21 protein-coding genes are annotated in these 23670 nt (G+C 41.4%); 5 read left to right on the top strand and 16 right to left on the bottom strand.

What is annotated here, in order from left to right:
• Positions 1–349: 349 nt before the first annotated feature.
• The 4 genes from PO903_RS07865 to PO903_RS07850 all read right to left on the bottom strand — a co-directional run bounded on the left by PO903_RS07865 (position 350) and on the right by PO903_RS07850 (position 2969).
• Entirely contained in the window at positions 350–1024 is a 675-nt protein-coding gene (locus PO903_RS07865; RefSeq protein ID WP_069329506.1) for a CpsD/CapB family tyrosine-protein kinase, read from the bottom strand.
• Positions 1008–1757: a YveK family protein gene (locus PO903_RS07860; RefSeq protein WP_069329507.1), complete on the bottom strand. Its 750-nt coding sequence runs from the start codon at positions 1755–1757 to the stop codon at positions 1008–1010. The genes PO903_RS07865 and PO903_RS07860 overlap by 17 nt, the downstream gene beginning before the upstream one ends.
• A gap of 344 nt (positions 1758–2101) precedes the next feature.
• Positions 2102–2398, bottom strand: coding sequence for a hypothetical protein (locus tag PO903_RS07855; protein WP_069329508.1), 297 nt, complete (start codon positions 2396–2398; stop codon positions 2102–2104).
• Positions 2399–2600: 202 nt separating this feature from the next.
• Positions 2601–2969 (bottom strand): hypothetical protein, encoded by a 369-nt coding sequence (locus PO903_RS07850; RefSeq protein WP_273593071.1) that lies wholly within the window; start codon positions 2967–2969, stop codon positions 2601–2603.
• A gap of 462 nt (positions 2970–3431) precedes the next feature.
• Here PO903_RS07850 and mscL point away from each other — a divergent pair, with 462 nt between their 5' ends.
• The gene (gene mscL, locus PO903_RS07845; protein ID WP_069329510.1) at positions 3432–3908 is read left to right on the top strand and encodes a large conductance mechanosensitive channel protein MscL; all 477 of its coding nucleotides are present in this window, start codon (positions 3432–3434) and stop codon (positions 3906–3908) included.
• A gap of 111 nt (positions 3909–4019) precedes the next feature.
• Here the strand turns inward: mscL and PO903_RS07840 are convergent, their stop codons facing one another.
• The gene (locus PO903_RS07840) at positions 4020–4325 is read right to left on the bottom strand and encodes a hypothetical protein (RefSeq protein WP_273593070.1); all 306 of its coding nucleotides are present in this window, start codon (positions 4323–4325) and stop codon (positions 4020–4022) included.
• 170 nt (positions 4326–4495) lie between these two features.
• Between PO903_RS07840 and PO903_RS07835 the strand changes: the two genes are divergently transcribed.
• Positions 4496–5125 (top strand): NUDIX hydrolase, encoded by a 630-nt coding sequence (locus tag PO903_RS07835; protein ID WP_137224858.1) that lies wholly within the window; start codon positions 4496–4498, stop codon positions 5123–5125.
• Here the strand turns inward: PO903_RS07835 and PO903_RS07830 are convergent.
• Complete coding sequence (locus tag PO903_RS07830; protein ID WP_069329513.1) at positions 5122–5916, bottom strand: TrmB family transcriptional regulator; 795 nt, start codon at positions 5914–5916, stop codon at positions 5122–5124. The genes PO903_RS07835 and PO903_RS07830 overlap by 4 nt on opposite strands.
• A gap of 95 nt (positions 5917–6011) precedes the next feature.
• Positions 6012–6851 carry a zinc ribbon domain-containing protein gene (locus PO903_RS07825; RefSeq protein WP_069329514.1) on the bottom strand — a complete coding sequence of 280 codons (840 nt, stop codon included), beginning with the start codon at positions 6849–6851 and terminating at the stop codon, positions 6012–6014.
• A gap of 230 nt (positions 6852–7081) precedes the next feature.
• On the opposite strand from PO903_RS07825, the gene PO903_RS07820 reads away from it, so the two are divergent.
• On the top strand, positions 7082–9163 hold the full coding sequence (locus PO903_RS07820) for an ATP-dependent helicase (protein WP_069329515.1): 2082 nt from the start codon (positions 7082–7084) through the stop codon (positions 9161–9163).
• A gap of 97 nt (positions 9164–9260) precedes the next feature.
• Positions 9261–10004: a GTP pyrophosphokinase gene (locus tag PO903_RS07815; RefSeq protein WP_273593069.1), complete on the top strand. Its 744-nt coding sequence runs from the start codon at positions 9261–9263 to the stop codon at positions 10002–10004.
• A 69-nt stretch (positions 10005–10073) separates the two neighbouring features.
• On the opposite strand, the gene PO903_RS07810 is transcribed toward PO903_RS07815, so the two are convergent.
• The 4 genes from PO903_RS07810 to PO903_RS07795 are packed head-to-tail and all read right to left on the bottom strand — an operon-like array spanning position 10074 to position 15709.
• Positions 10074–10787, bottom strand: coding sequence for a hypothetical protein (locus PO903_RS07810; RefSeq protein ID WP_273593068.1), 714 nt, complete (start codon positions 10785–10787; stop codon positions 10074–10076).
• Positions 10788–10799: 12 nt separating this feature from the next.
• A complete protein-coding gene (locus PO903_RS07805) occupies positions 10800–11687 on the bottom strand; it encodes a M15 family metallopeptidase (RefSeq protein WP_069329518.1) in 888 nt (295 codons plus the stop codon).
• Between the two features lie 12 nt (positions 11688–11699).
• Positions 11700–12569 carry a hypothetical protein gene (locus PO903_RS07800; RefSeq protein WP_273593067.1) on the bottom strand — a complete coding sequence of 290 codons (870 nt, stop codon included), beginning with the start codon at positions 12567–12569 and terminating at the stop codon, positions 11700–11702.
• Positions 12566–15709, bottom strand: a complete 3144-nt coding sequence (locus PO903_RS07795; protein WP_137224848.1) for a DEAD/DEAH box helicase — start codon at positions 15707–15709, stop codon at positions 12566–12568. The genes PO903_RS07800 and PO903_RS07795 overlap by 4 nt, the downstream gene beginning before the upstream one ends.
• Positions 15710–15982: 273 nt before the next feature.
• Between PO903_RS07795 and PO903_RS07790 the strand changes: the two genes are divergently transcribed.
• Positions 15983–16681, top strand: coding sequence for a copper homeostasis protein CutC (locus tag PO903_RS07790; RefSeq protein ID WP_273593066.1), 699 nt, complete (start codon positions 15983–15985; stop codon positions 16679–16681).
• On the opposite strand, the gene PO903_RS07785 is transcribed toward PO903_RS07790, so the two are convergent.
• From PO903_RS07785 to PO903_RS07765, 5 genes are all read right to left on the bottom strand, one after another.
• A complete protein-coding gene (locus PO903_RS07785) occupies positions 16664–17587 on the bottom strand; it encodes an ROK family protein (RefSeq protein WP_069329524.1) in 924 nt (307 codons plus the stop codon). The two genes, PO903_RS07790 and PO903_RS07785, sit on opposite strands and share 18 nt — an antisense overlap.
• Before the next feature lie 225 nt (positions 17588–17812).
• On the bottom strand, positions 17813–20251 hold the full coding sequence (locus PO903_RS07780) for a glycoside hydrolase family 31 protein (RefSeq protein WP_273593065.1): 2439 nt from the start codon (positions 20249–20251) through the stop codon (positions 17813–17815).
• Positions 20252–20367: 116 nt separating this feature from the next.
• Entirely contained in the window at positions 20368–21636 is a 1269-nt protein-coding gene (locus PO903_RS07775; protein ID WP_069329526.1) for an ABC transporter substrate-binding protein, read from the bottom strand.
• 82 nt (positions 21637–21718) lie between these two features.
• Entirely contained in the window at positions 21719–22555 is an 837-nt protein-coding gene (locus tag PO903_RS07770; RefSeq protein WP_069329527.1) for a carbohydrate ABC transporter permease, read from the bottom strand.
• Positions 22555–23436 carry a carbohydrate ABC transporter permease gene (locus PO903_RS07765; protein WP_069329528.1) on the bottom strand — a complete coding sequence of 294 codons (882 nt, stop codon included), beginning with the start codon at positions 23434–23436 and terminating at the stop codon, positions 22555–22557. The genes PO903_RS07770 and PO903_RS07765 overlap by 1 nt, the downstream gene beginning before the upstream one ends.
• Positions 23437–23670 lie beyond the last annotated feature (234 nt).

Raw genomic sequence — 23670 nt, 5'->3', positions numbered from 1 at the left:
TTGTTTTTGTGCATCATGCTGGCCAAGTTGCAGGTATGTAAGCATTTCGATCTCAACCTTTTCATAGAAGGTGAGGTCGCTGCTTAGAGCCTATTGTTGCGGTAGGAAGTCTGAAGACAGGAGTTATATTCTCTCCAATGGTTTTTTACTATAACGCACATCTTCAGCATCTTCACATTCAGGCTCTCTTACATTATAAGAATGCGGGCATTTAACCCGTCCTCACCATCATACCCTTGACGATAAACGTCTAAGGCTACTTACATAGCCCACAGCATGACCGAGTATCTCCAGTGATATGGGTGCAGGAGACATTACCCCAAGCTTGACCTATATAGTTGTAAGTCAATTATTGCTCTTCATGATAAGCCGTTGATAATGTTTTGCGACTCGCTTGATTGAGTACCGCTCCTAATACATGAGCACCTACAAATTCAAGGCTTGCTGTAGCTTTGACAATATCTTTACGACTGGCTCCACCTGCTTTGATAACCATGACAACACCCTCACATAGCGGCGTCGCTACCTGTGCATCGGTAAATGGTAACAAAGGCGGTGTATCGAGAATTACAAGATCGTATTCGGACTTCACTTCTTCCATTAATGCTTCCATCCGTTTAGAACCCAAGATTTCAGAAGGATTCGGAGGTACAGCACCGGAAGTCATTACACTCAGATTCAATGTTCGTGTCGATTGAATTGCTTTGGATAGATCGTCTTTATCAAATAACACATTGGATAACCCGATATTGTTAGAAATGTTAAAAATACGATGCATGGCTGGATTACGTAAGTCTCCATCAATAATGAGTACGCTACGCCCTGTCTCAGCATATGCTATAGCTAGATTAGCAACAGTTGTACTTTTACCTTCGCCCAATGTAGCAGAAGTGACGATAATGCTTTTCACTTTGGCATCCAATCGGGAAAAATCGATATTTGTACGCAGACCTTTATAAGATTCTGCGATCAATGACTTTGGATTCTCTTTGGTAATTAACGGCCATTTAAGTGTGGTTGGCACGTTCTCCACCTCCTGTAAACGGCTTAGCTGGCACTCTCTCTTTTGCCGTCATGTCTTCTTCTTTCATTTTGGCAATCACTCCAAGCACAGGCATTCCGAGAACATCGCGGATATCTTCCTCGCTTTTGATGGAATCGTCCATATACTCCAACAAGAAAGCAATAGCGATACCAACAACCACAGACAATACTAATGCAATAAGAACAAATAACATTGGGCTTGTTGTAATCGGTGCTGTAGGAACACTAGGATCTGCTTTGTCCAAAATAATGATGTTATCAAAATTCATTAATGTTGGAATCTCACGTTGGAACACGGCTGCAATCGCATTTACTTTTTTAGCAGCACCTTCATACGAAGTATCCACTACTGATACAGACATGACTTGTGTTTCATTGACTGCATTCACACTCACCTGATTGATCAACTGAGAAGCGTTAGCATTCAAATCTGGATACTCTTTTACCACTTTGTTCATAATGGCAGGCGTTTTAATAATTTCTTTGTACGTTTTGATTAACTGAATATTAGAGTTGATCGCTCCGATATTAGCGGTTGTACTATCCTCACCTGCTGTTGGACTACTGTTTACAACCAATTTGGCTGTAGCACTGTATTGCGGGCTATTTGTCATATAAGCGTACACGCCAGTTCCGACCGTAATCACCACAATAATCAAAAGTACCAACCATAATCGCTTTTTAATAATATTAAAATATTGTTTAATCTCCACAATCCTACCTCCAATTACGTATAAGTTGAACGGATCTTCAGGCTACGAACCTATGCGACCGTTCTTTATGTGTATATTGAATGACTTCAACACTCCTCCTATTTTGAAAATATCCCCTGATGACCAATGCCTAACATGACTCCACCCAAGTTGTATCACAATCAGTTACAGTCTGTCATTTATTTATTACAAATTTGTAACATAGTTTGAATAAGAAATAACGGCGTTCACATAATTCCTAGATTACGAGAGATAGCCGTCTATTGTGACTGGGTTGGAATCGCTAGAGTATCACAACTCTGTCCATAAATCTAATTGTGTGTACTGCAATAGTAGGAAACATCTTAGGTGCCGAGGTTAGCAAATGTTGTAACTTCTTCATCAGCCACATGATCCGGATACACCTGATAGGGGTTTGACGGAGTTTGAAAAAAGGTTTGTGTATGAAGTGGTTGTTTAGCTGCCCATTGAGTTGAAATAGCTGTCCATTCACTTTGACTTGTCTCCAACACTTCTTCGTTAACTGATGTCCTTGATTCTATATGAGTCTTTTCTTGAAGCGGACCGTCAATCAATCGAATCAGCATAAATACTTCTTGAGGCGTACCCTCCATATCAATACCTTTAAAACTGATTTTCATCACGCGCCCACCTCTCTTAAAATGATTTTATAATTTCATCGCATAATAGCTAAGCTTCTAAATTATTACATTTGTGTAATATGATTTCCAATCCAAAAGTTATTCGTTTTGAATAACTCCTGCGCTCATTATAATGCGTTCTGAAAATTTTGTAAACCTCTTTCAATTGCAAATTTTCTTACATTTTACTTTTTTAGGCAATTTACTTCTCTTGTTTTGTGATAAATCCTTCCAAAGTACCGCCATTATTTATATGTTTTACAAGATCATCTGCACTGGCTGTTAGACCCGATTGTTTGAAAAGTAAGTCTACTAACACAGCAACATTGACTCTATTTTGCGTATTTGTATGCAAAGGACGATATGTTTTACCTTCATAAATGCCATACTGATGGGATATTTCTTTAGGTAATGGAGAAGTTGCTTTCGTAAGCCATTCATTGACATCAAAATCTTTATTGCTTTCTTTTTCCTGTTTGAGCGATGGATCTACGGAAAGTTTATGAAAAAAAGCTTTAACACCATTCCGCTTTTGAATCCACTGATCATTAAGGACGTTCTGGTTTCTCACAGTTATTTCCCTCCTGTTAATCCTGTCTCTTTTTATTCGTTTCGCATAATTATAAAATAGGTTATCTGAAAATCATGTCGAAATCTAGTATAAAAATAAAACTTTATTTATTTAAATTTCGACTTTCTATCCCTTTTGAACTGAGCAGAAAGCAACACTAAATGTCGGATGACTATACCTAAGACTCACTTTATTTGAGCAAAGTATCTAAATTGAGTCTTATTATCTAGTTCCCAATCGAATAACAGGTAACTAATTAAACAATTCAAATTTTAGGTTTATAGCCTATTATCTTCTTTACATGATTATAATTAGGAGTATAAAGTCTAAATAGTTGTCATTATTCCATTTCTTTCACTGTATTACTTATGTTACGATTGAATTGTTCAAAAGGCATAATGGAGCATTACCCCAAAGTAACGTGAATTATTCATAAATGCTAAAAGAGAGGAATAAAGAACTATGGGATTGTTAAAAGAATTTAAAGAGTTTGCAGTACGCGGTAACGTGATCGATCTTGCAGTTGGGGTTATTATCGGAGCGGCTTTTGGTAAGATTGTCACTTCTGTCGTTAATGATATCATCATGCCTCCTGTTGGGAAATTGCTCGGAGGAACTAACTTTTCAGATTTATTCTGGGACTTAGACAAAACGTTCAGTGGTTCTACAGCAACATATGCTTCTCTTGCAGAGGCTCAGCAAGCAGGAGCGGCTGTTATCGCATACGGACAATTCATTAATACGGTTATCGACTTTCTGATCGTTGCTCTATGTGTGTTCCTATTAATCAAAGGAATCAATATGATGAAACGGAAAGAACACGAAAAGCCTGCACCTGAGAAAACTACACGCGAATGTCCATACTGTATGACTGAAATTTCAATCAAAGCCAGTCGTTGTCCGCAGTGTACATCCGAGCTACATAAGGCACATGCGTAAATATGCACAAAAAACCTCTTTCCATCAATACGGAAAGAGGTTTTTTTATATAATCAGAATAGATTGCAACCTTGTAATCATTTTTCTGCTCCCTCTGTATCATTATACATATCAGATAGGGCGATTAGAGGTAGGCAACAAGTTGGACAGTATTCCTTTTAAATCCCGATCTTCTGTAAACTTTTTATCACCGGTATCCAGTTCTTTTATACGAATATGGTGAAAAGGAGCAGGCGACTGGGTAGGCATAAAGCGTAAAGAATCTCCTCTGTCTGCGGTCACTTCATATTTCATATCTTTGAACATTTCTTCCAACTGTTCTGTTGTAGGTGCTTTGCCATCTTCGACAAAAACAAGACCTCTTAACGCCTTCACTTCATGGTCATGAATAACATCAAATTTTACAATACATTCCATTGTTTCTCATCCTCTCCGTATATTAGTATTTCTTCTCTGTAAGAACTCTACTATTATAATAGTAGAAAGTCGTTTTTTTTACGTAGCCAAAACAACTTATAATTCAATAATAGAACAAATATGTGCTGTTTGAATATGAACTATTTAACTTTGAAGGGAAGTGTCACCAAATGGTAACAACTGAAATGCTCGATATCTATGATGAACAAGATCAACATTTAGGTACATGTGAACGCTCTGAGGTTCATCGACTAGGACACTGGCATCATACTTTTCATTGCTGGTTAATCCGGGATACTGTTGAAGGAAGACTATTGGTTTTTCAAAAGCGTCATCCTGATAAAGATACTTTTCCTGATATGTATGATATTACGGCTGCTGGTCATTTATCTGCGGGTGAGACGTTTATAGATGCTGCACGCGAAATTCAAGAAGAATTAGGACTTCCACTTCGATATGAACAATTAACTCATGTATTGGATATACGTGATGAGACATTTGGAAGTACTCGTCATGGAGCATTTATAGATCGTGAAGTCAGCAGTGTATTCGGTGCATTCAGTCCGTATGAACTTCCTAAGTATCAATTGCAACAAGATGAAGTCTCCGGTATTTTTGAAGCGCCTTTACAAGCCATGATCGAACTTTATCAAGGAAAATGCAATGAAGTGATGGCTTCTGGGGTCTATACGACAGATACCACAGCAACGATTCACAAGCTCACTGTACATCGTGAACAATTTGTTCCTCATGAAGGGCATTATTATATCGATGTTTTCCAGAAGCTGCTCACTCTTTAATCGATATCTTTGTGTACAAAGCTAGGCATATATTTATTTAAAATGTGTTCATATCCTTCTCCATAGCGCTGAATCAGCTCAGCACCCAGGTCATTTTCAAGTTCAAACAGAATAATTTCCTGGGCAAAATGTTGAAGTAACAATTCTACCATCAATGGATGTTCTGTAACGATCGCTTGAGCAGGCAATTCATCGCCTCTCATACCTACAATACACCAACGCCGATCGACCACCAGCCAGAACTTGCGTCCCCCTTGTTGACTCGCAGTTAAAGGCAACATGCCTGAGAATTTCCCATCTTCGTCACCTTCAAAAGACCAAAGTACTCGTACACCCCGTTGTTCTGCTCGCTCTAATCCTTGCCTTGACCATTTGGCTTCTTCCCGCCATATTCCTGCTACAATCTCTTCGCTCGCTTTATCCAGTTCACGATTCAATGTCTCAATCACTTTACGTTCTCCTTCTACAATAAAGAAAGAAGGTTGTTCATGAGTTTCACTAGGCATATGTTGTTCTAAATAAGTTAATGATTCGCCCATCTGACCTGAAATCATCTGAGTAAATTCTTTGATCGGCATCATCGTATAACGAGCAGGTTCGCCTGGTGTCAGTTGGATCACTCCTCGTGATACCAGACGTTGCAGTGTAGCATATACATTCGATCTTGATACACCCAGTCGCTTAGCCACTTCATAACCGGATTGTGTCCCTTGCTGAGTCAGACTTACCATCACTTTGGCTTCCAGTTCAGTAAACCCTAGATGGCGTAAATGGTTAAGCAATTGTTCCATCAGGTGCTTCATCCTTCCCGATTGGTGTTCAGAAGATGTCTATTGATGTATTGCAGATACGATCATTATGCTTACCGAACAGTATAATATTGAAATTATAGCTGTTCTGCGCCACAGTTCGGGCACCATTTGGAACCTTTTTGCAAAGAACTTCCGCATACCTGACAACTGAACATATCTGTTCCTAGTTCAGGTTCCATCTCTTCTTCGATCACTGGCGTAGATGTAGCTGTTGCCGCCGCAGGAATAACAGGCTTCTGCACAGGCTCTTGTTGCAACTCTTCTTTTTCCAATTTCACTTTCGGTTCAGGTTGAGCAGGGTAATCTTCTTCATCCGGGTTCTCATCGACACCTAGATTTTCTTTCCATGAACGAACCAGACGATCCAATTCTTCTTGACGTTCATGTTCTTCACGTAGACGATCGGCACGACGTGATTCTTCTTCGTCCACAGTCATGTCTTGTAACTCTTCGTCTTCTTCGTCCAATTCCTGTTCATACTGAGTAGGATAGACGATAGGTGAATTACGTTCATCATCTGGATCATCGCCAAATCCTTGCTCACGTTTAGACGCAACCGGTAACTTTTCCATTTTGCGTCCACAATTTGGACAGAAATTAGCTTCTAACGATACAACGGTTCCGCATTCGCATACCCGTTCGTTTTTCAAAACAGCAATCTTCGTATGCACTTCATCGATTTCTTCCATAAGAAGATCACATGCTTTGCACAAATCAGTCATCTCTTCTTCAGCAAGAGACATATCTCCGGCACGGTACCCTTCGTAAAATACTTGACCCATCCGCAAATAATGAACCTCAATCTCGCGTTCAATATCTGTCACATGACCGTTTAACCGGTTAATCTCTACTGCATTCTGTGCACGCTCGGTCGCTTTACCTGCGCCGCTTTTGAGCCGTTGCAACAAATTCATGACTGTTCTCCTCCTCTAATTCACATCATTTCATCATGTTCTCATGGATGAATGATCGTTACCGTTTTCATTGAATTTTTCATATGAATATACTCGGGGTACTACTTCAACTGCTATCTATCCATTATAATAGAAGGATATGTATAGCAGTACCCGGATACGGGTTGCTTCTATCATACCAAATTTCTGCTGTACTTGAAAAAGATAAGCCGGAAAGGAAGATTTATCTGTTGAAAGACACCCTATGGCAAGATTACCCGAGACCTCAAGGTATTCAACCGCATACAACTGTTCCGGCTGCCGAAAGCGCACCTCGTGATACCAGTATAACCCTTATTTCGGATGAAGAGGACGATGCTTCGTTTTTCCGTGCTCTGGAAAGTCAGGGTATTTTACTGAACGCACCGCAAATTGAAGCTGTTCGTCATGGCACAGGTCCACTTTTGGCATTGGCTGGAGCAGGTTGTGGCAAGACGACTGTATTGACTGCACGTGCAGGATATTTACTCTCTGTACGTAACATAGATCCGCGTCAGATTTTATTAGTGACATTTACCACCAAAGCCGCTGCTGAAATGAAATCCAGAATTGCCGCTTTGCCCGGCATCTCCGCCGCCAAAGCACGTGCTGTTGAAGCACGTACGTTTCATTCATTTGGGCTATTGATGCTTAGACGATATGGCAATCTGAAAGAAGAAATCTTCGGTGATGCACGTGCCCAACATGCGGTATTGCAACGTTTACGACGAGAAATTGGTTCGACAAGCACCACTCCACCCGAGACGTTACTAGCTACCTTATCGGCGATGAAGCTAGATGGCGGATCCGCAGAGGATCTACCTAAAGATACGCCTGAAGAGCGAGATCGTTGCGCTTTACTTTGTCGTTATGAAGAATGGAAGCAAGAATATCGCCGGATCGACTTTGATGATATCTTGTTACGCACCGATATATTGTTAAACGATCCACATACGTTAGCGATATTACAGGAACGTTTTCAATATGTGATGGTCGATGAATTTCAAGATAGTAACCGACTGCAATACGGAATGGTTCGTAAAATTGCAGATGCTCATCGCAATCTTATGGTGGTTGGTGATGATGATCAGACGATCTATTCATTTAATGGAGCGAAGCAAGAATACATTTTGAATTTTCCGCAAGAATATCCGGGAACCAAAATTATTGCACTTGATATTAATTATCGGAGTCATCCGCAGATTCTAGGTCTGGGTACACATATTGTGACTCATAATACAGCTCGGCATCACAAAGTATTGAAAGCTGGCGTAGCCGCAGGACAAGCTCCACGTTATCTGCGTCCTGCACATGCCGATGCTGAAGCCGATCAAGTGGTTCAACGATTGTTAGAACAACAAAAGCAAGGGATTCCGCTAGGTGATATTGCTTTACTTCATCGCACGATAAGCGGTACACGAGCAATTGCAGAACGGTTGTTAATGGAAGATATTCCATTTATTCAATACGGTGAAGCTCCTGTATTCTATGATCATGCGCTGATTCGTCCGATTATGGATCATTTACGCTTAGCCGTTAAGCCTAGACGGATGGATGCTCTTCCCGGCGTGATTGGCCCACTCTATATCTCTAGAGATGCAGGTATGGATCACATTATGATGAAAGAACAGCAACAATCCAAAAAGTATCCTTTAATTCATCTGTATCATTGGGATCGACTCAAATCTTTTCAGCGTCAACAAGTGAAAGATCGGATTGTGTTTCTCAAAAAAATCAAAGAAATGAAGCCACTGTATGCGATTCAAGAAATTCGGCGTGTATTTTATGATAAATTCGCCAGTGCAGACTTTAGTGGGCCAGCGACCCGACACAAAGATACAATTCGTGAGACACTGGATGAACTTGAAAGTGCTGCTGGCAAATTTGCTACAGTAGAAGAAATGGTTAAGTTCGCCGATGAATTATCTATGAAACGTGAAAAAATGACTGAACTACTCAAGCAAGAATCACCGCAAGGTGTTCATCTGATGACGATTCATCGTGCCAAAGGATTAGAGTTCCCTTGTGTGTATCTACTGGGCGCTTCGGAAGGTATTTTACCGCATGAAGCGGCTTTGCAAGATTTTGCACCTGAAGATGTACGGGCTGCGCAAAACATGAAAGGTCCTGATAAAGAAGGGATACTGATGAAAGCCGCACTAGAAGAAGAACGCCGCATTGCTTATGTTGCTGTTACACGTGCCAAACAAGAGCTGTATGTGTCTTCGCCTGCAATGCATCATGGTAAAACAGTTGCGCCGTCACGCTTTTTGATCGAAGCGTTTAAATCCTAACTATTCGTAGTCTTTATGCAAATGTAATGCTAGCTCTATAGCCTTATATTTTGTTTCCCTTTTCAACCCATGTACAATAGAAATAGAGGTGAATCGTATGAGTGAATTAGACAAGATTATTTCGCTAGATCTAAACAATCTAGATTTAGCTAAGCTTAAAGAAATCAGTGAACATGCCGATACACTTAAACAATTTGAAGAGTGGAAAAAGCTACCGATTTTGTATGAGCTAGCATTAGAAGAATTGCAGAATAAAATCAAATTAATTCAAGCCGAATGGGAATTAACCGATGGCTTTAGTCCGATCGAACATATTAAGACTCGTCTTAAAGATCCCAAAAGTATGATCGAAAAGCTTGTTCGTAAAGGACTGGATACAACGGTTGAAAATATTTTTGAACATATTCATGATATTGCAGGTATGCGTATCGTGTGTGCTTTTGTACAAGATATTTATCGTATGTTCAACCATCTTCAACAACGTGAAGATATCAAGATTATCGAAATTAAAGATTATATTGCTAATCCCAAATCCAATGGATATCAAAGTCTGCATGTCATTGTAGCTGTTCCACTGGTCTTAATGGAAGGCAAACGTTGGATCAAAGTCGAGATTCAGTTACGTACACTGGCAATGGACTTCTGGGCAAGTCTTGAACATATTATTTTCTATAAATACGACAAACAAGTCCCTGCACATATTGTAAATGAACTGACAGAAGCTGCCAAAGCCGCAGATGAATTGGATCTTAAAATGCTAAATCTGCGTAAAGAAGTCCTTTCGCTAGATGATTCGGTCCCTCCTCCACCTCCATATGTACGCAAAGAATCATCAAATTAAGCTATAAATACACACCAAAAAGCATGCGATCTCCATCATAGGATGAGAATCGCATGCTTTTTGGTTCGTTTATGAGGCGACCGCTTCGAATGTAATCCGACTGACTTTCATTGCTCCGGCATCCCACTGATAATGCAAAATGGCTGTTCCGACCGCTTCACCATCTGCTAATTGAGCCGCCACTTCTGCGGTTAATGTATGATCTTCATCCAGACGATAATCAATAATATTGCCGAACAGAGGCAATTCATTTTTATCGGTAGCTTTCAAAGACAACTCGACCGCAGGCTGATCGGTGACAGTAGCTTTGACCGAAGATGTTCCTGATTGATGCACCACTGAAAAGGAAACATGCGCTTTGGTATACGCTAGTGCATCCTCAACAGTGATTTCAGTCTGCTCTTTGGTCTCAATCACATGGGCTTCGGATATGTATACACCTGTTCCATAGCCTTTAGTCGTAATCACAATCATCTCCGCTTGCCCGTCCCCATTCAAATCTTGTTCATGAATCATCGGTTCATAACCCGGGTTGCTTACTGTCTCCCAGTCATACTGTTGCGCTTGCTCGCCCTGACCTTCATCAATCGCTATGTTGTGATAGACACCGTTCTTCTCTTCACTCGCATACAGACTGATCTTGCCTTCTTGAACCAATGGCGCAACTGACGCTTCAACAGATGGAGTCGACTTCTGAATCGATGCGCTTGGGTTAAACGCACATCCGGTCGCTTCCAACAGTAAAATAGTAGCAAATACCGTCATTTTCCGCCGATGGTTCATAGCTTCCCTCCTTTATTTTTGAATCTGATCTTCATCAAAATATTCTTCAAGCGTAAGATTTTTAGCAGTAACATCTTGTGCTAAATCTTTGCCGATATAACGAATATGCCACGGTTCCCATGTATACCCTGTTAGGGCATCTGCACCTTTTTTGTAACGAATCACGAATCCGTACTCAGCCGCATGTTTGGCTAACCATTTGCCTTCTGCTGTTCCTCCGAAAGACTGCTCCAAGCCATACCCGATACCCGGACCCGATACATCTATGGCTAGTCCTGTCTGATGCTCACTGGTTCCCGGCTTAGCACTCACACGGTCAGTGTATGCTTGTCCTTTGGTCGCTACATTATTATTGTAAATCGTAACCTGACGTTTGTATGAACGGTACCCAGATACCGCTCGTAGATCCAGACCTGCTTTTTTGGAAGCTGCAAATAGTTTCTCTAATGCTCCTGCGGCTTCTTTACGCATATGGCTTTTTTCTAATACGCCGTCATATGAAAAAGCGACTTTCGGTACAACCAAATCAGGCGGAATATATCCGTCAGGCAGCGAACGTTTTTTGTTAACGATGACTGTCATTGATTCAGGATTAGTGATTACCATTTTGCCATTCATCTTTTTGATCGTCGATTGAAGAGAACTATCTTCACGCTGTTGAATCAATGGATCTACAGTGCTGGCTGTATTGCTCGCCGTAGAAGCAGTGCCACTGGTCGAACCTGTTGTCTGCGCAGTCGACGAATCGTTACCTGCTGTTGTAGCAGCTGTATTGTTGGTCGGAGCTGTCGTTGCCTGTTCTGCACTTGCTCCACAACCTGCTAATAAGACTCCTGATAACAATACACTTGCTGGAATAATCATGTTCCATTGCACACGTAATGGCTTTTTGGTATTCATTATAAATCTCCTTTATTTTGCAAAATGACTCCGCATCATACGTTCTGCCACCTGTTTGCGTACTTCTTGATAACCTATTCCGGCGCCTTGTACCCCTGGTAATAATGCTTGAATATCAGGTATTTGTAATTCTTTATTTTCGACAAATGGAATTATCTTTTTGGCGGTTGCGCCTTCTAATTGCTTATTCCACTTTTTACTCGATTGGTTCAAATACGCTTCAATCTCTGCTAGTCCTTCTCCGGGTTGATGCAGTGTTCCGGCTGTTGCCGCTTCAGCAAGTAAACTGCCTAGATTCGGTTCATCTGAAAAAGGCTGTCCAGCCATCGTACCATCTTCTAGAGCGAATTCACTTTGAGCTTGTTCGGAGACATGTTTGCCCCAGATATGGAAAATATCTTTGGATAACGTCTGTGGACTCCAGCCTGCTAATTGCCATGCCAGCAAAGGATTCGCTGACAGACGTTCGATCGACTTCTGGATCACAGCTTGCACTTGCGGACTTTGCAATTCCCACTGACTTTCCACTTGTTGCACAGGTAGATTGGCAGAGGTGGATTGTTCTTTGAGATAAGGTGTATAAAGTAGTAAATCTTCTCCAGTCGAAGACCATTCATGTACATCTTGAAGCACATGTTTGGGCATCAGGTCGACGTCTTTGGTTGTCGCTGAAGGAGATTCCATATTTAACAATAGATACATACTCCATGCCGAAGCACTGAGTGATCCCAACATTTTTTGCTTTTCGTCTTCCGATGGAAGTTCAATATGCAAAGTTACATTTGAATCTTCAGTGGCTTTGGCTGTAGAAGGATAGACCTGAGCCTGAATCTGCCCTGTATGGACTTGCCAGTTGCTTACTGTCCATTCTATATCACTCATTCGTCAGCTCCCCATTCCGCAGATTGAAGAGATACCAATTGCTTCAATTCTTCATCTGACATTTCAGTTAGCCATTGCTCGCCTGTACCGATTACTTGCTCTGCCAGTGTTTTTTTACTTTCAATCAATTCATCAATACGCTCTTCTAGTGTACCCTGACAGATTAACTTATGCACCTGTACATTACGGCGCTGTCCGATCCGGAATACACGGTCTGTCGCCTGGTTCTCTACCGCAGGATTCCACCAACGATCATAGTGAATCACATGATTAGCTCGGGTTAGATTCAGCCCTACGCCACCTGCTTTGAGAGAAAGTACAAATAATGGAGGTCCTTGATCATTTTGAAAAGCATCGATCATTTCGTCACGCAATACTTTGCTGACTCCACCATGTAAAAAGAACGGTTCTTGTCCATAATGCTTACTCAGACGTGCAGTAAGCAGTTCACCCATTTCGACATACTGGGTAAAGACTAACGCAGATTCCCCGCTATCACGAATCATATCCAGCAGTTCGATCAAGCGTGCCATTTTACCAGAACGTTCTTGTTTGGACGTATCTGGCTTACCGTTACTGGCTACCAGATGAGGATGATCACAAATCTGCTTCAATTTGGTCAATGAAGAGAGCACAATCCCTTTACGTGTAATGCCTCCACTACTGCCCATCCGTCCTAACATTTCAGACACCACACTTTGATATAGACCGGCTTGTTCGACCGTCATATAACAATACGATTTGAGTTCGATCTTATCCGGTAGATCACGGCGAATATCAGGATCGCTTTTCAGACGACGCAACATAAATGGAGCTACTAATTTGCGTAACGTCTGTAAGCGACTTTCCATCTCAACACCAGACGCATTATACATCTGACGGAACGATGAAGAAGTGCCTAGATATCCTGGATTCAAGAATTGGAAAATAGACCATAACTCACTCAAACGATTTTCTACAGGTGTCCCTGTCATTGCAATTCGGTGAGGAGCATTGAGTTTCATTACACTTTGCGCTTGTTTGGTACGGTAATTTTTAATATATTGAGCTTCATCCAAGACGATCGAAGCCCAGTGCACTTCACGTAAATCTTCTCCATCTCGTCCAGCTAAATGATACGTGGTCAGCACAATATCATGGGAGCGAGCTTCTTGTAGAAATTCTTCGCCACGTGGACGACGACTGCCGTGATGAATATAGAGATTCATTTCAGGTGCAAAACGTTCCAATTCACGTTGCCAGTTCCCGAGTAAAGAGGTCGGGCAGACGATAAGACGTGGACCTGCGGAAGGCTGGTCTAACATACAAGTGATTACCTGTATTGTTTTACCGAGTCCCATATCATCAGCAAGACAAGCACCGAATCCTAGATCACGCATAGCCGCAAGCCATTGGAATCCTCGCTCTTGATAAGGACGTAGTGTTCCATGAAGACCTTCAGGTACTTGACGCACAGGAATATCCCGCCAAGCATTGCCTTCCATCAGACCATTCAACAACGATCCAGTCTCAATTTCAAAAATATGCAGACCATTCCATGAATTTTCGTCTTCATCCGCATAGATATGCATCAATTCATTGAACGAAATTTCGCCTTCTTCATGACGGCGAATAAAGCGCAATACCTGACGAATTTCGGTCAGATCGACTTCGATCCAGCCACCATCAAAAGGAATCAAAGGCACACCGTTTTTAGCGATTTCCGCTAATTCAGCCACAGTTAATGTTTTGCCATCTAGAACAGCTTCCGGTTCAAAGGCAACCATCTGATTCATACCCAGACGGGATGTTTCTTCAGGTCCACGACTGCTGTCTTGTGGAGTTTTAAGTTTTAATTTGACTCCGCTACGGCGCTTACCTTCTCTTGTCCAGCGTGAGGGAATCTGCACAGCCACGCCAGATTTGCGCAATCTAGGTACATCTTCTTTGAGAAAAGTATAGACATCCGCAGCTTCCATATATCCACCTTCAGGGCTTGCTACTTCTAGAAAAGAAGCTACAATCGGTGAACGTTCTGCCGCTTGTCCGAGTTGAATTAAAATATGCTGTTGTACATTTTCATACGTACGACCACGTACGACTAACTCTGTATCATCATGCTTCCATAACACACCTACAGGTATCAATATAGCTGCATCGGATTCATCATCTGCCCAGAAAGACATTCGCCATTCTTGAGTGTTCGAGTACATCGCTTGTTCCGCAGGTGTAGCATCTGCTGAAACCGGTGGTTCCAATCGCACCACAAGGCGTAATTCTCCCTTGCGTTCTTCAACACTGTCCATTTCAGGCACAGGTACAGCGGCTCCATTATGTTCACGAATCTGTGCCGCCAGTTCAGCCATATCATCGGCTGTTCCTTGTACTGCTAGATCACCTGTCGCATCAAACATCGAGTTCCACCACAAATGAGCTTGTGGTGAAGTTCCGCGGCGGTAAGCTGCCATATAAGCTCTAAACTTGCCATAACCCGCATCACGGAACATACGCCGAATCTCGGCATCCATCACAGCGACCAAGAACGAATGCAGTACATCTGCACGTGCTTGTGCCGGACGATCCGGTTCTGAAGCAGGGAAAAGCGATAGCGCTGATAATCCGATCATCGGAATAGCATCTGCTAATTTGCCAAACATCTCACGGTCTTCCCCTTGTAAAAGAGGTTTCCATGTTCCATGTAATGTAGCTTGTGCACTGCGGCGACCTGTTCCTGCAATCACTGTGCTATCCGGCAAAATCTTACCTTCTCGCAATAGCTTTTGTGCAAATTGAACAGCTCTATGCCAGTAGCGCATCTCTCCACCCGGTGTAATTCCTTGACGTGCTAACAATGCTTCATCCCAATTTAGTAGCAAATCATAAGCTTGCTCAGGGGATAAAGCGAGTCCTTCCACCATTCTACCTGGCAGGCGTTTGCTTCTTCCTGCGCGACGTGTAGGTACTTCTTTGGCACTTCCACCTGAAGGACCGAACTTCAATTCAGCTAGACGCAATCCAGATTGTGCAAACGGCTTGCGACCGATTGGCATCTCTAGACGACGCATGACTTTCATCCAAGCATCGACCTTAGGTTCAGACATTTCACCGGAAAAACAAAAAAATACGTCTCCGATCCATATTCCATATAACGGTTGATCCATCTTTGTCTCCCGTCCATCTCAGTTACGTTTTCATAATAAGTGCTTATCTATACCAGCACGACTAAGTCAAATGAGAAAATGATTTTATCACCAAAATTCTGACAAACAACAATAATCTTTGTCAAAGTAGGTATCTTATCTATTATAAGGGTGGATGCCCAAAAATTCCAGATTTCCTACTAAAAAGACTGAGATTCATTTTAAAAATCTTAAAATGGCAATCGGGAACATGGTAAGCTGTCTATAAATAGGAGTACAGAAAGAGAGGTTGTTATGCGAAAAATACTGGAAGTGATTGCAACAACGCCAGCAGATGCTATCATTGCAGATCAAGCAGGTGCAGATCGAATCGAATGGATAGCGGCTCAACAAGAAGGAGGGCTTACACCCAGCCTCGACGTTATCGAACAAATGACCGAATCGGTCTCTATTCCTATCAATATGATGGTGCGTCCACATAGTCATCATTTTGTATATGATGCTGCTGATCTAACACAGATGGTACAGGATATCCGTCATATCTCTCGTACGGATGTAGCAGCGATAGTCACTGGTGTACTAACTGCGGATAGGGAGATTGACATTATTGCATTAGAGCGACTACTGGATGCGGCAGATGGCAAGCCTTTTACGTTCCATCGTGCTTTTGACGAATTGGATGATCTAGAGCGAGGGCTGGAGATATTATCACGCTATCCTCAGATTACGCATATTTTAACTTCAGGGGGGCAACCTTCAGTGATACAAGCTACCGAGCCAATGATTACTCTGGATCGCTTAGCCAAACAATCTCATATTCAATTGATTGCTGGAGCAGGATTAACTTTGCAGAATCTGGCTCCCTTTATCAAAGAGACATGTATTCAAGAAGTTCATTTGGGTAGCGCTATGCGTATCAATAGCGATATTCAGCTTGCTCTTGACCCTACTCGAATCGCCGAAGCACAGCGTATTTTACAATTGAGCATTTAACATAGCAATTCGAGCCGCTCCTACCATGCCTGCATGATTCCCTAATTGTGCAGGCATTAATAATACCGGTCTACCGCCCAATTCTTGAATACGTTGAAGAAGCAATTCCCACCACGTTCCACGTGTAACAATTACACCACCACCGATCACAATCGCCTGTGGATCAAAGATTTGATCCATATTAATAATCGTATTTGCCAGATCATTGATCCATCCGTCTAATATAAATAATGCTTCTGCTGTGCCTTGCTTGGCTTCTCTCATCAAAGTATATGCATTCCAACCGGGTACATACTCATCTGCACGACGATGTAGTGCTGTGCCTGAGATATACTGTTCAACACATCCTTTTTTACCACAATTACAAGGTAAGCCTCCAGGGTGTAGAATCATATGCCCTAATTCACCAGCTCCTCCGTATTGACCGGAGATGACTTCACCATAGTGAACAAGCGCACCACCTACTCCTGTTCCGATCGTTAGCATGATAGAAGATTGCACCTGAGAAGATGCACCAATCCAATCTTCTCCTGCGGCAGCAGCATGAGCATCATTGACAATCCATGATGGTAGTCCTGTTGAAGCGGTAACCAATTCAGCCAGTCGCATTCCTTTCCATCCCGGCAAATTATCAGTCGCATCAATTACGATCCCACTTTCACGATCGATTCGACCTGCGGAACCGATACCGATACCATGAACGGAGATAAAGCGTTGTTTCACACTATCATAGACAATACTTTTGAGTTCATTGGCGATATATAAGACTCGTCCTAATATAAATTCAGCACCTTGTTCTGCTTGGGTAGGCAACTCCATACGTTCAATCATCTGTCCCTGCTCATTTACCAAAGCACCTTTGATGCCAGTGCCTCCTATATCTATTCCGATCCAGCATGATTGCATGTATTCATCTCCAATATAAGTAGATTTCTATGTAATATAATCATCTAAGACAGTTCACATCTATTTTATAATTTATCAATCTAGTCTAAAAGCTCATTTGGGTAGTTATCATCATTATCGTCTTTTTATTTAAAATCATAAGTAAAAATGAAGATATCTATTTATATCATAACATGGTAAAAGGTCATCTCCTTCACCAATCTCTGTGAAAGAAATGACCTTTTTTTAGACTTTTAGAACCCATTCATTTTGTTCGGTATCCAATACTTGAATTAAAATATCGCCACTTTGTTCATCCATACTCCAGCCTGTTTTCCCTTCAGCCAGATCATCCAATGTGATTGACTCTAGCCCTACAATTTCGGATGGCGTAAATTCAGGTTGACGTAATGTAAAGCGCAATTGATCACGTACAGCTACATATTCTCTATGAGCATAGCGCATCGACAACCGTAATCCATCGGTCTCCCCTTGTACACGAATATCCAGCTTCGAGTGCTTGCCATTTTCATAAGCAAATGTTTCTCCATCATCTTCATATAGACTGTATGCCGCGGTAAATGAAGTATCTGCAATCGCACCATAAATATGGAATGTAATCGAATCGTCAGCTTGATCACCGGTATATTGACGTAAAGATCCTTCAACTACAATCGAACTTGCACGGATAAACATCGGTAATACATCCAGCGGAGCATCAACTAATATATGCTTGCCTCCTTGATGACGTTCACCTGTCCAGTAATCATGCCATATGCCTTCTGGTAAATACACTGCACGACAGTACGTATCCGGTCGGTAGATCGGTGCAATTAATACATCGGCGCCTACAAGAAATTGATCACATAGATTCGTCACTTGTGGATCACGTGGATATTCTAGAATCAATGGACGAATAATCGGCATTCCTGTCTGGGACGCTTCATGAAATAGATTGTACAGATGGGGTAACCAGCGATAACGTAGCCCGATATATTCACGCAAAACACCTTCAATCTGCTCACCAAACGACCATGGTTCCTGACGTGTTGTGCCCAGAGAAGAGTGATTCCGACAATACGGGAAAAAGGCTCCCATCTGCGTCCATCTTACCAATAACTGTGCAGACGTATGATGTGCGAATCCGCCAATATCAGGCCCTGCAAAAGGTAATCCGGATAGACCCATATTAAGTACCATTGGAATCGCCATCGCCATATGCTCCCAGAAGCTACGATTATCCCCTGTCCAGATAGCTGCATACCGCTGAATACCTGAATAACCTGCACGGGTCAAAATAAATGGACGACGACCATTCATATGATCTTTCATACCTTCATATGTCGCTTTGGACATTAATAATCCGTACAAATTATGCAATTCTTCATGTGTCATTGACTTGCCATTATTTTTGTGAATCACATCCAAGTCCATCGTTTTCAATGTATTAAAAACAGCCGGTTCATTCATATCATTCCAGATGCCTTCTATTCCGAGTGAGGTATAATATTCATGCAATTGACCCCACCACTCCGCTGTTCGATTATCTGTGAAATCAGGAAAAGCGCTGGTACCCGGCCATACATCTCCGAAATAAATATCTCCTTCTAAGTAACGGCAGAAATGATCTTCTTGCACCCCTTCACGATATACGGGATATTTAGGATCTTTTTTCACGCCGGGATCGACGATTGGTACGATACGAATCCCCATGTCCTTCAGTTCGGCGATCATACCTTTCGGATCAGGAAAGCGAATTTTATCAAACGTAAATACACGATAGCCTTCCATATAATGAATATCCAGATAGATCACATCACACGGAATATCTTTCTCACGGAAATCACGTGCTAACTGCATCACTTCACTCTGGTTCATATAACTATAACGGGATTGATGATAACCAAGCGCCCATTTGGGTGGTAAAGAAATACGTCCAGTCATAGCGGTATACCGACGAATTACATCTTTCAATTCCGGTCCATAGATAAAGTAGATATCGTATTCACCTGTAGAACATCCAATCGTATAGGCTACACCATGTGAACGCATATCAAAGTCTGAACGCCCCGGGTTATCCAAGAAAATGCCGTATGTGGTCTCGCCTTGCATATGCAGCAATAATGGAATCGATTCATACAACGCTTCGATCTCTGGCATATGTGGAGCATACACATCCGTATTCCACATCGTATACCGTTCTCCACGTTTATCAAGAAAGCTCGACTTTTCTCCTAAGCCATAAAAGTGAGAGCCTTCTTGCATATTGAACAGTCCATTTGTTGCTCCACGCGGACTCCAACTCACTGTTTCTTGACGGGCAATCTCTTGACCATTCTTGTCTAACACCGTTAGTGCAAACGTTTGCCTATTGAGCAAAACTTGAATAACCGATGTTGTAAAAACAAGGTTTTCTTCATTTTCTTCAACTTCTGGTTGGGATGTTTCTGTACGAGGTAATATGGCTATCGTTGTCGATAAATCAGGATATTCTCCTTGAAATACTTTGAAGCGAAATTCGCCATCTGATAAAAAAATAAGCGCCGCATGACTGCGTTCTCCGTAACAAAGGTAAGCTCCATTATGTTCTTGCCAGCGAATCATATGTCCAAATGAGTTCCATGTTTCTTGCACTACAGGTAATCCTGCTTTGTCCGGGTGTATCGCTTCGCTTGTATCTTCCATTCTACTTTTCCCCTCCACTTTGGCTTTTGGTGGGACATGATATACCTTGATCATAGATCAGGCTTACACCTGCTACTCGCTTAGCCTGATCTACGACAAGACCTATTCATGTCAGACTATCTTAATTGCAAATTAACCCATTCTGCTTGCATTTGTTCCAGCATCTCATCTCTAGTCAACTCGCCAGCGATGTATGCTTGGATCGTACTGCCGTAATCTTTGGTTAATCCTGTTGCAAATCGTGGGAATACCCATTGGAGCGTTTTGCCTGCTTCATTGTATTTTACAATATCTGAACCGATAGGGCCTAGCTGTTTATCGGTGGTAGGAATACTTTTGAAAGCAGGTATAAATTTAAATTCGTCAGTGATATAGTGTTTTCCTGTATCTGAAGTCACTAACCAATTTAAAAATTCTTTTGCTTCTGCTTTAACCGGTGAATTCTTGTTCACAATCCAGTTGTTAGGCACGCTAACAAATAGACGATCATTTTCTTGCTTATCATTATTAATCGGGATAGGCATAAGTCCAATATTCATATTCGGCTTAATCCCGTCAATCTGTACCTGTGTCCAGTTCCCTTGTTGCATCATTGCGGCTTTACCATTGGCGAACAACGTCACCTGTGTATTGTAATCCGTCGTTAACGGATTATTATTTCCGTATTTCACCATCAGATCAACCAGATTCAACCAGTCTGTAAATTTCTCGTTTCCTGGAATCTGTGCTGTACCTGCATCCAATTGTTGTAGAAATTGTACAGGATCACTTTGATGCGCAAACGGAATATTGGAATTATGATTCCCTAACACCCACCATTCTTGGAATGCATTTGAGAATGGAATATAACCGGCAGCTTTCAGCTTTTCACAGACGGCTTGTAATTCTTCTAATGTGGTAGGTAATTCTTTAATCCCTACTTTATCAAAAATATCTTTGTTATAAATAAATCCATATCCTTCTAGACCGATCGGTTGTCCATAGATGTGCCCGTCACGACTAATCGATTCTTTCGCTCCATCGACCAGATCGCTCACCCACGGCTGATCTGACAAATCTTCCATGTATTCAAACCACAGATTCATTTCTTCATATCCACCGTTACTGAAAATATCAGGTTCATCGCCTGAAGCAAATTTGGCTTTAAGCGAAGCCGCATAATCACTACCGCCACCGACAGACTGAATATCCAACTTCACGCCAGGATGCGTTTTTTCATACTCTACTTTTAATTTGGCAAGTGCATCAGAGATTTCTACTTTATATTGATAAATATGAATCGTTTTGGTTCCACCTGCATCTTCTGTATTCTGATTGCCACAACCGGATAATACTGTCGCTAATCCGAATAGCAAAGTCAGTGGTAGTAAAAGTATTTTTTTCATACTTCGATCCTCCTGTTTTGCTGATTTAGATTTTTTCTCTATTTCATTTTGAATATTAATTGTAGTTCAGAGAATCTTCCTATTAACCTTTAACTGATCCTGAAGTGATACCTTCGATAATATAACGCTGCATAAACAGGAAGAAAATAATAATAGGCGTAATGCCAAGTACCAACGCAGGTAATGCCATATCCCATTGCTTCGTGTATTGACCGAAGAAGCTATACGTCGCGATAGGAATGGTGCGTAATTCTGGACTCGATAAGATTAGAGAAGGCAAAAGATAATCGTTCCAGATCCATAATGTGTTCAGAATAATAACTGTTACAAACATCGGCTGCATTAATGGACACACAATACGGAAAAACACACCGTAACGTGAAGAACCATCTACACGCGCCGCTTGTTCAATTTCAAGAGGAACCGTTTTGACGAATCCGTGGAAAAGAAACACAGATAACGGTGCTCCAAATCCAAGATAACTTACGATCAATCCGTACATGCTATTATTCAAACGATATTTACTTGCCATTTCCATTAGTGGCAACATGATCGATTGAAAAGGAATAACCATCGCAGCAACAAATACGAAAAACAGAATGCGATTAAACAAAGAAGGCTGACGTACCATCTGATAAGCCGCCATTGAACTGATTAAGACGAGCAATAGATTACTAACGATCGTAACGATCAATGAATTTTTAAGTGCTGTAGGAAAATCAATAGCTGTCCATGCTTTGGCATAATTGCTCCATAAATAAGCTTGCGGCAAGCCTGCTGAATTGGACAAAATGTCTGCAAATGACTTAACAGAGTTGACCAATAGAAAATAAAACGGAATCAGGAAGATTAAGCCGACAATCACAACAATAATTTCGAGAATCAGTGTACGGACACCGTATCGTTTTTGAATATCCATTACAGTTCAACCTCCCTGCTTTTCGTCAGACGTACCTGCACACTGGTAATCAGTGCAACAATCACGAAGAAAATAACAGCTTTTGCTGTACCTAAGCCTAGACGATTATTGGTAAAGGCTTCATTATAAATATCCAATGCTACCGATTCAGTCGCTTTGAATGGTCCACCATTGGTTAACGCTAAGTTGAGATCGAACATTTTGAATGCCCATGAGATCGCTAAGAACAAGCAGATCGTAATCGCAGGCATAATTAATGGGAAAATAATATGACGCACTACTTGCCAGCGTGTCGCTCCATCAATCTCAGCCGATTCCAAAACATCTTTGGGTACATTGTTTAACGACGATATGTAAATAACCATCAAGTAACCTGCGGTCTGCCAGACAAACACAATCACGATTCCCCAGAATGAAGTAGCGCGATCACCTAACCATGGAAGATTGAATAACGATAATCCAGTAGCTTCACCGACAGCAGCAAATCCTTTGATAAAAATAAACTGCCAGATGAATCCAAGTAATAATCCACCGATCATATTCGGCATAAAGAAAATCGTACGCATCAGATTACGTGTAAATAAAGGCTTGGTCAAAATATACGCTAAAGCAAAGCCTATAACATTGGTAATAATAATGCCTACTACTGTAAAGCGAACGGTAAACCAAAACGCATTTCGGAAATCAGGATCTTTAGTAACAATATGTGTGTAATTGCTAAATCCAACCCAGTTGATTGTTTTCGAAATCCCATTCCAATCTGTAAATGAGTAGTACAGTCCCAAAATAAAGGGGATAATCACAATCAATGCAAAAAACAAGGTTGCAGGTCCTACAAAAACAATCTGTTGAATCCATTGTGACGCTTTTTTACCGACCATATTCAATGTCCTCCTTCAAGTCCCTTTTATCAGCTGAAACAATCAACATATTGTTATATACCCAAGGTTTGTCAAATTGATGACTGTTTTAGGAATATTCATTTCAAATTATGAGAGCGTATTCATTTTTTTGAATCCAATACATGCATATATGAGTATATCCATATGATTAATTTCATCACTTCTGCTAATAGGTGGTAAATAACTCATCCTGTGTAATTACAGCTTCAAATG

Origin of the sequence: Paenibacillus sp. PK4536 (assembly GCF_028594455.2) — a bacterium.
GTDB lineage: Bacteria > Bacillota > Bacilli > Paenibacillales > Paenibacillaceae > Saccharibacillus > Saccharibacillus nuruki.
This window is presented reverse-complemented; position numbering and strand designations above follow the sequence as displayed.

Bases quoted from the DNA above. Each gene is read 5' to 3' on its own strand.
- PO903_RS07835 (WP_137224858.1), top strand. From the start codon at position 4,496: ATGGTAACAACTGAAATGCTCGATATCTATGATGAACAAGATCAACAT.
- PO903_RS07765 (WP_069329528.1), bottom strand. From the start codon at position 23,436: ATGGTCGGTAAAAAAGCGTCACAATGGATTCAACAGATTGTTTTTGTA.
- PO903_RS07840 (WP_273593070.1), bottom strand. From the start codon at position 4,325: ATGGAATGTATTGTAAAATTTGATGTTATTCATGACCATGAAGTGAAG.
- PO903_RS07800 (WP_273593067.1), bottom strand. From the start codon at position 12,569: ATGAGTGATATAGAATGGACAGTAAGCAACTGGCAAGTCCATACAGGG.
- mscL (WP_069329510.1), top strand. From the start codon at position 3,432: ATGGGATTGTTAAAAGAATTTAAAGAGTTTGCAGTACGCGGTAACGTG.
- PO903_RS07810 (WP_273593068.1), bottom strand. From the start codon at position 10,787: ATGAACCATCGGCGGAAAATGACGGTATTTGCTACTATTTTACTGTTG.
- PO903_RS07790 (WP_273593066.1), top strand. From the start codon at position 15,983: ATGCGAAAAATACTGGAAGTGATTGCAACAACGCCAGCAGATGCTATC.
- PO903_RS07780 (WP_273593065.1), bottom strand. From the start codon at position 20,251: ATGGAAGATACAAGCGAAGCGATACACCCGGACAAAGCAGGATTACCT.
- PO903_RS07855 (WP_069329508.1), bottom strand. From the start codon at position 2,398: ATGAAAATCAGTTTTAAAGGTATTGATATGGAGGGTACGCCTCAAGAA.
- PO903_RS07825 (WP_069329514.1), bottom strand. From the start codon at position 6,851: ATGAATTTGTTGCAACGGCTCAAAAGCGGCGCAGGTAAAGCGACCGAG.
- PO903_RS07830 (WP_069329513.1), bottom strand. From the start codon at position 5,916: ATGGAACAATTGCTTAACCATTTACGCCATCTAGGGTTTACTGAACTG.
- PO903_RS07815 (WP_273593069.1), top strand. From the start codon at position 9,261: ATGAGTGAATTAGACAAGATTATTTCGCTAGATCTAAACAATCTAGAT.
- PO903_RS07785 (WP_069329524.1), bottom strand. From the start codon at position 17,587: ATGCAATCATGCTGGATCGGAATAGATATAGGAGGCACTGGCATCAAA.
- PO903_RS07770 (WP_069329527.1), bottom strand. From the start codon at position 22,555: ATGGATATTCAAAAACGATACGGTGTCCGTACACTGATTCTCGAAATT.
- PO903_RS07795 (WP_137224848.1), bottom strand. From the start codon at position 15,709: ATGGATCAACCGTTATATGGAATATGGATCGGAGACGTATTTTTTTGT.
- PO903_RS07805 (WP_069329518.1), bottom strand. From the start codon at position 11,687: ATGAATACCAAAAAGCCATTACGTGTGCAATGGAACATGATTATTCCA.
- PO903_RS07775 (WP_069329526.1), bottom strand. From the start codon at position 21,636: ATGAAAAAAATACTTTTACTACCACTGACTTTGCTATTCGGATTAGCG.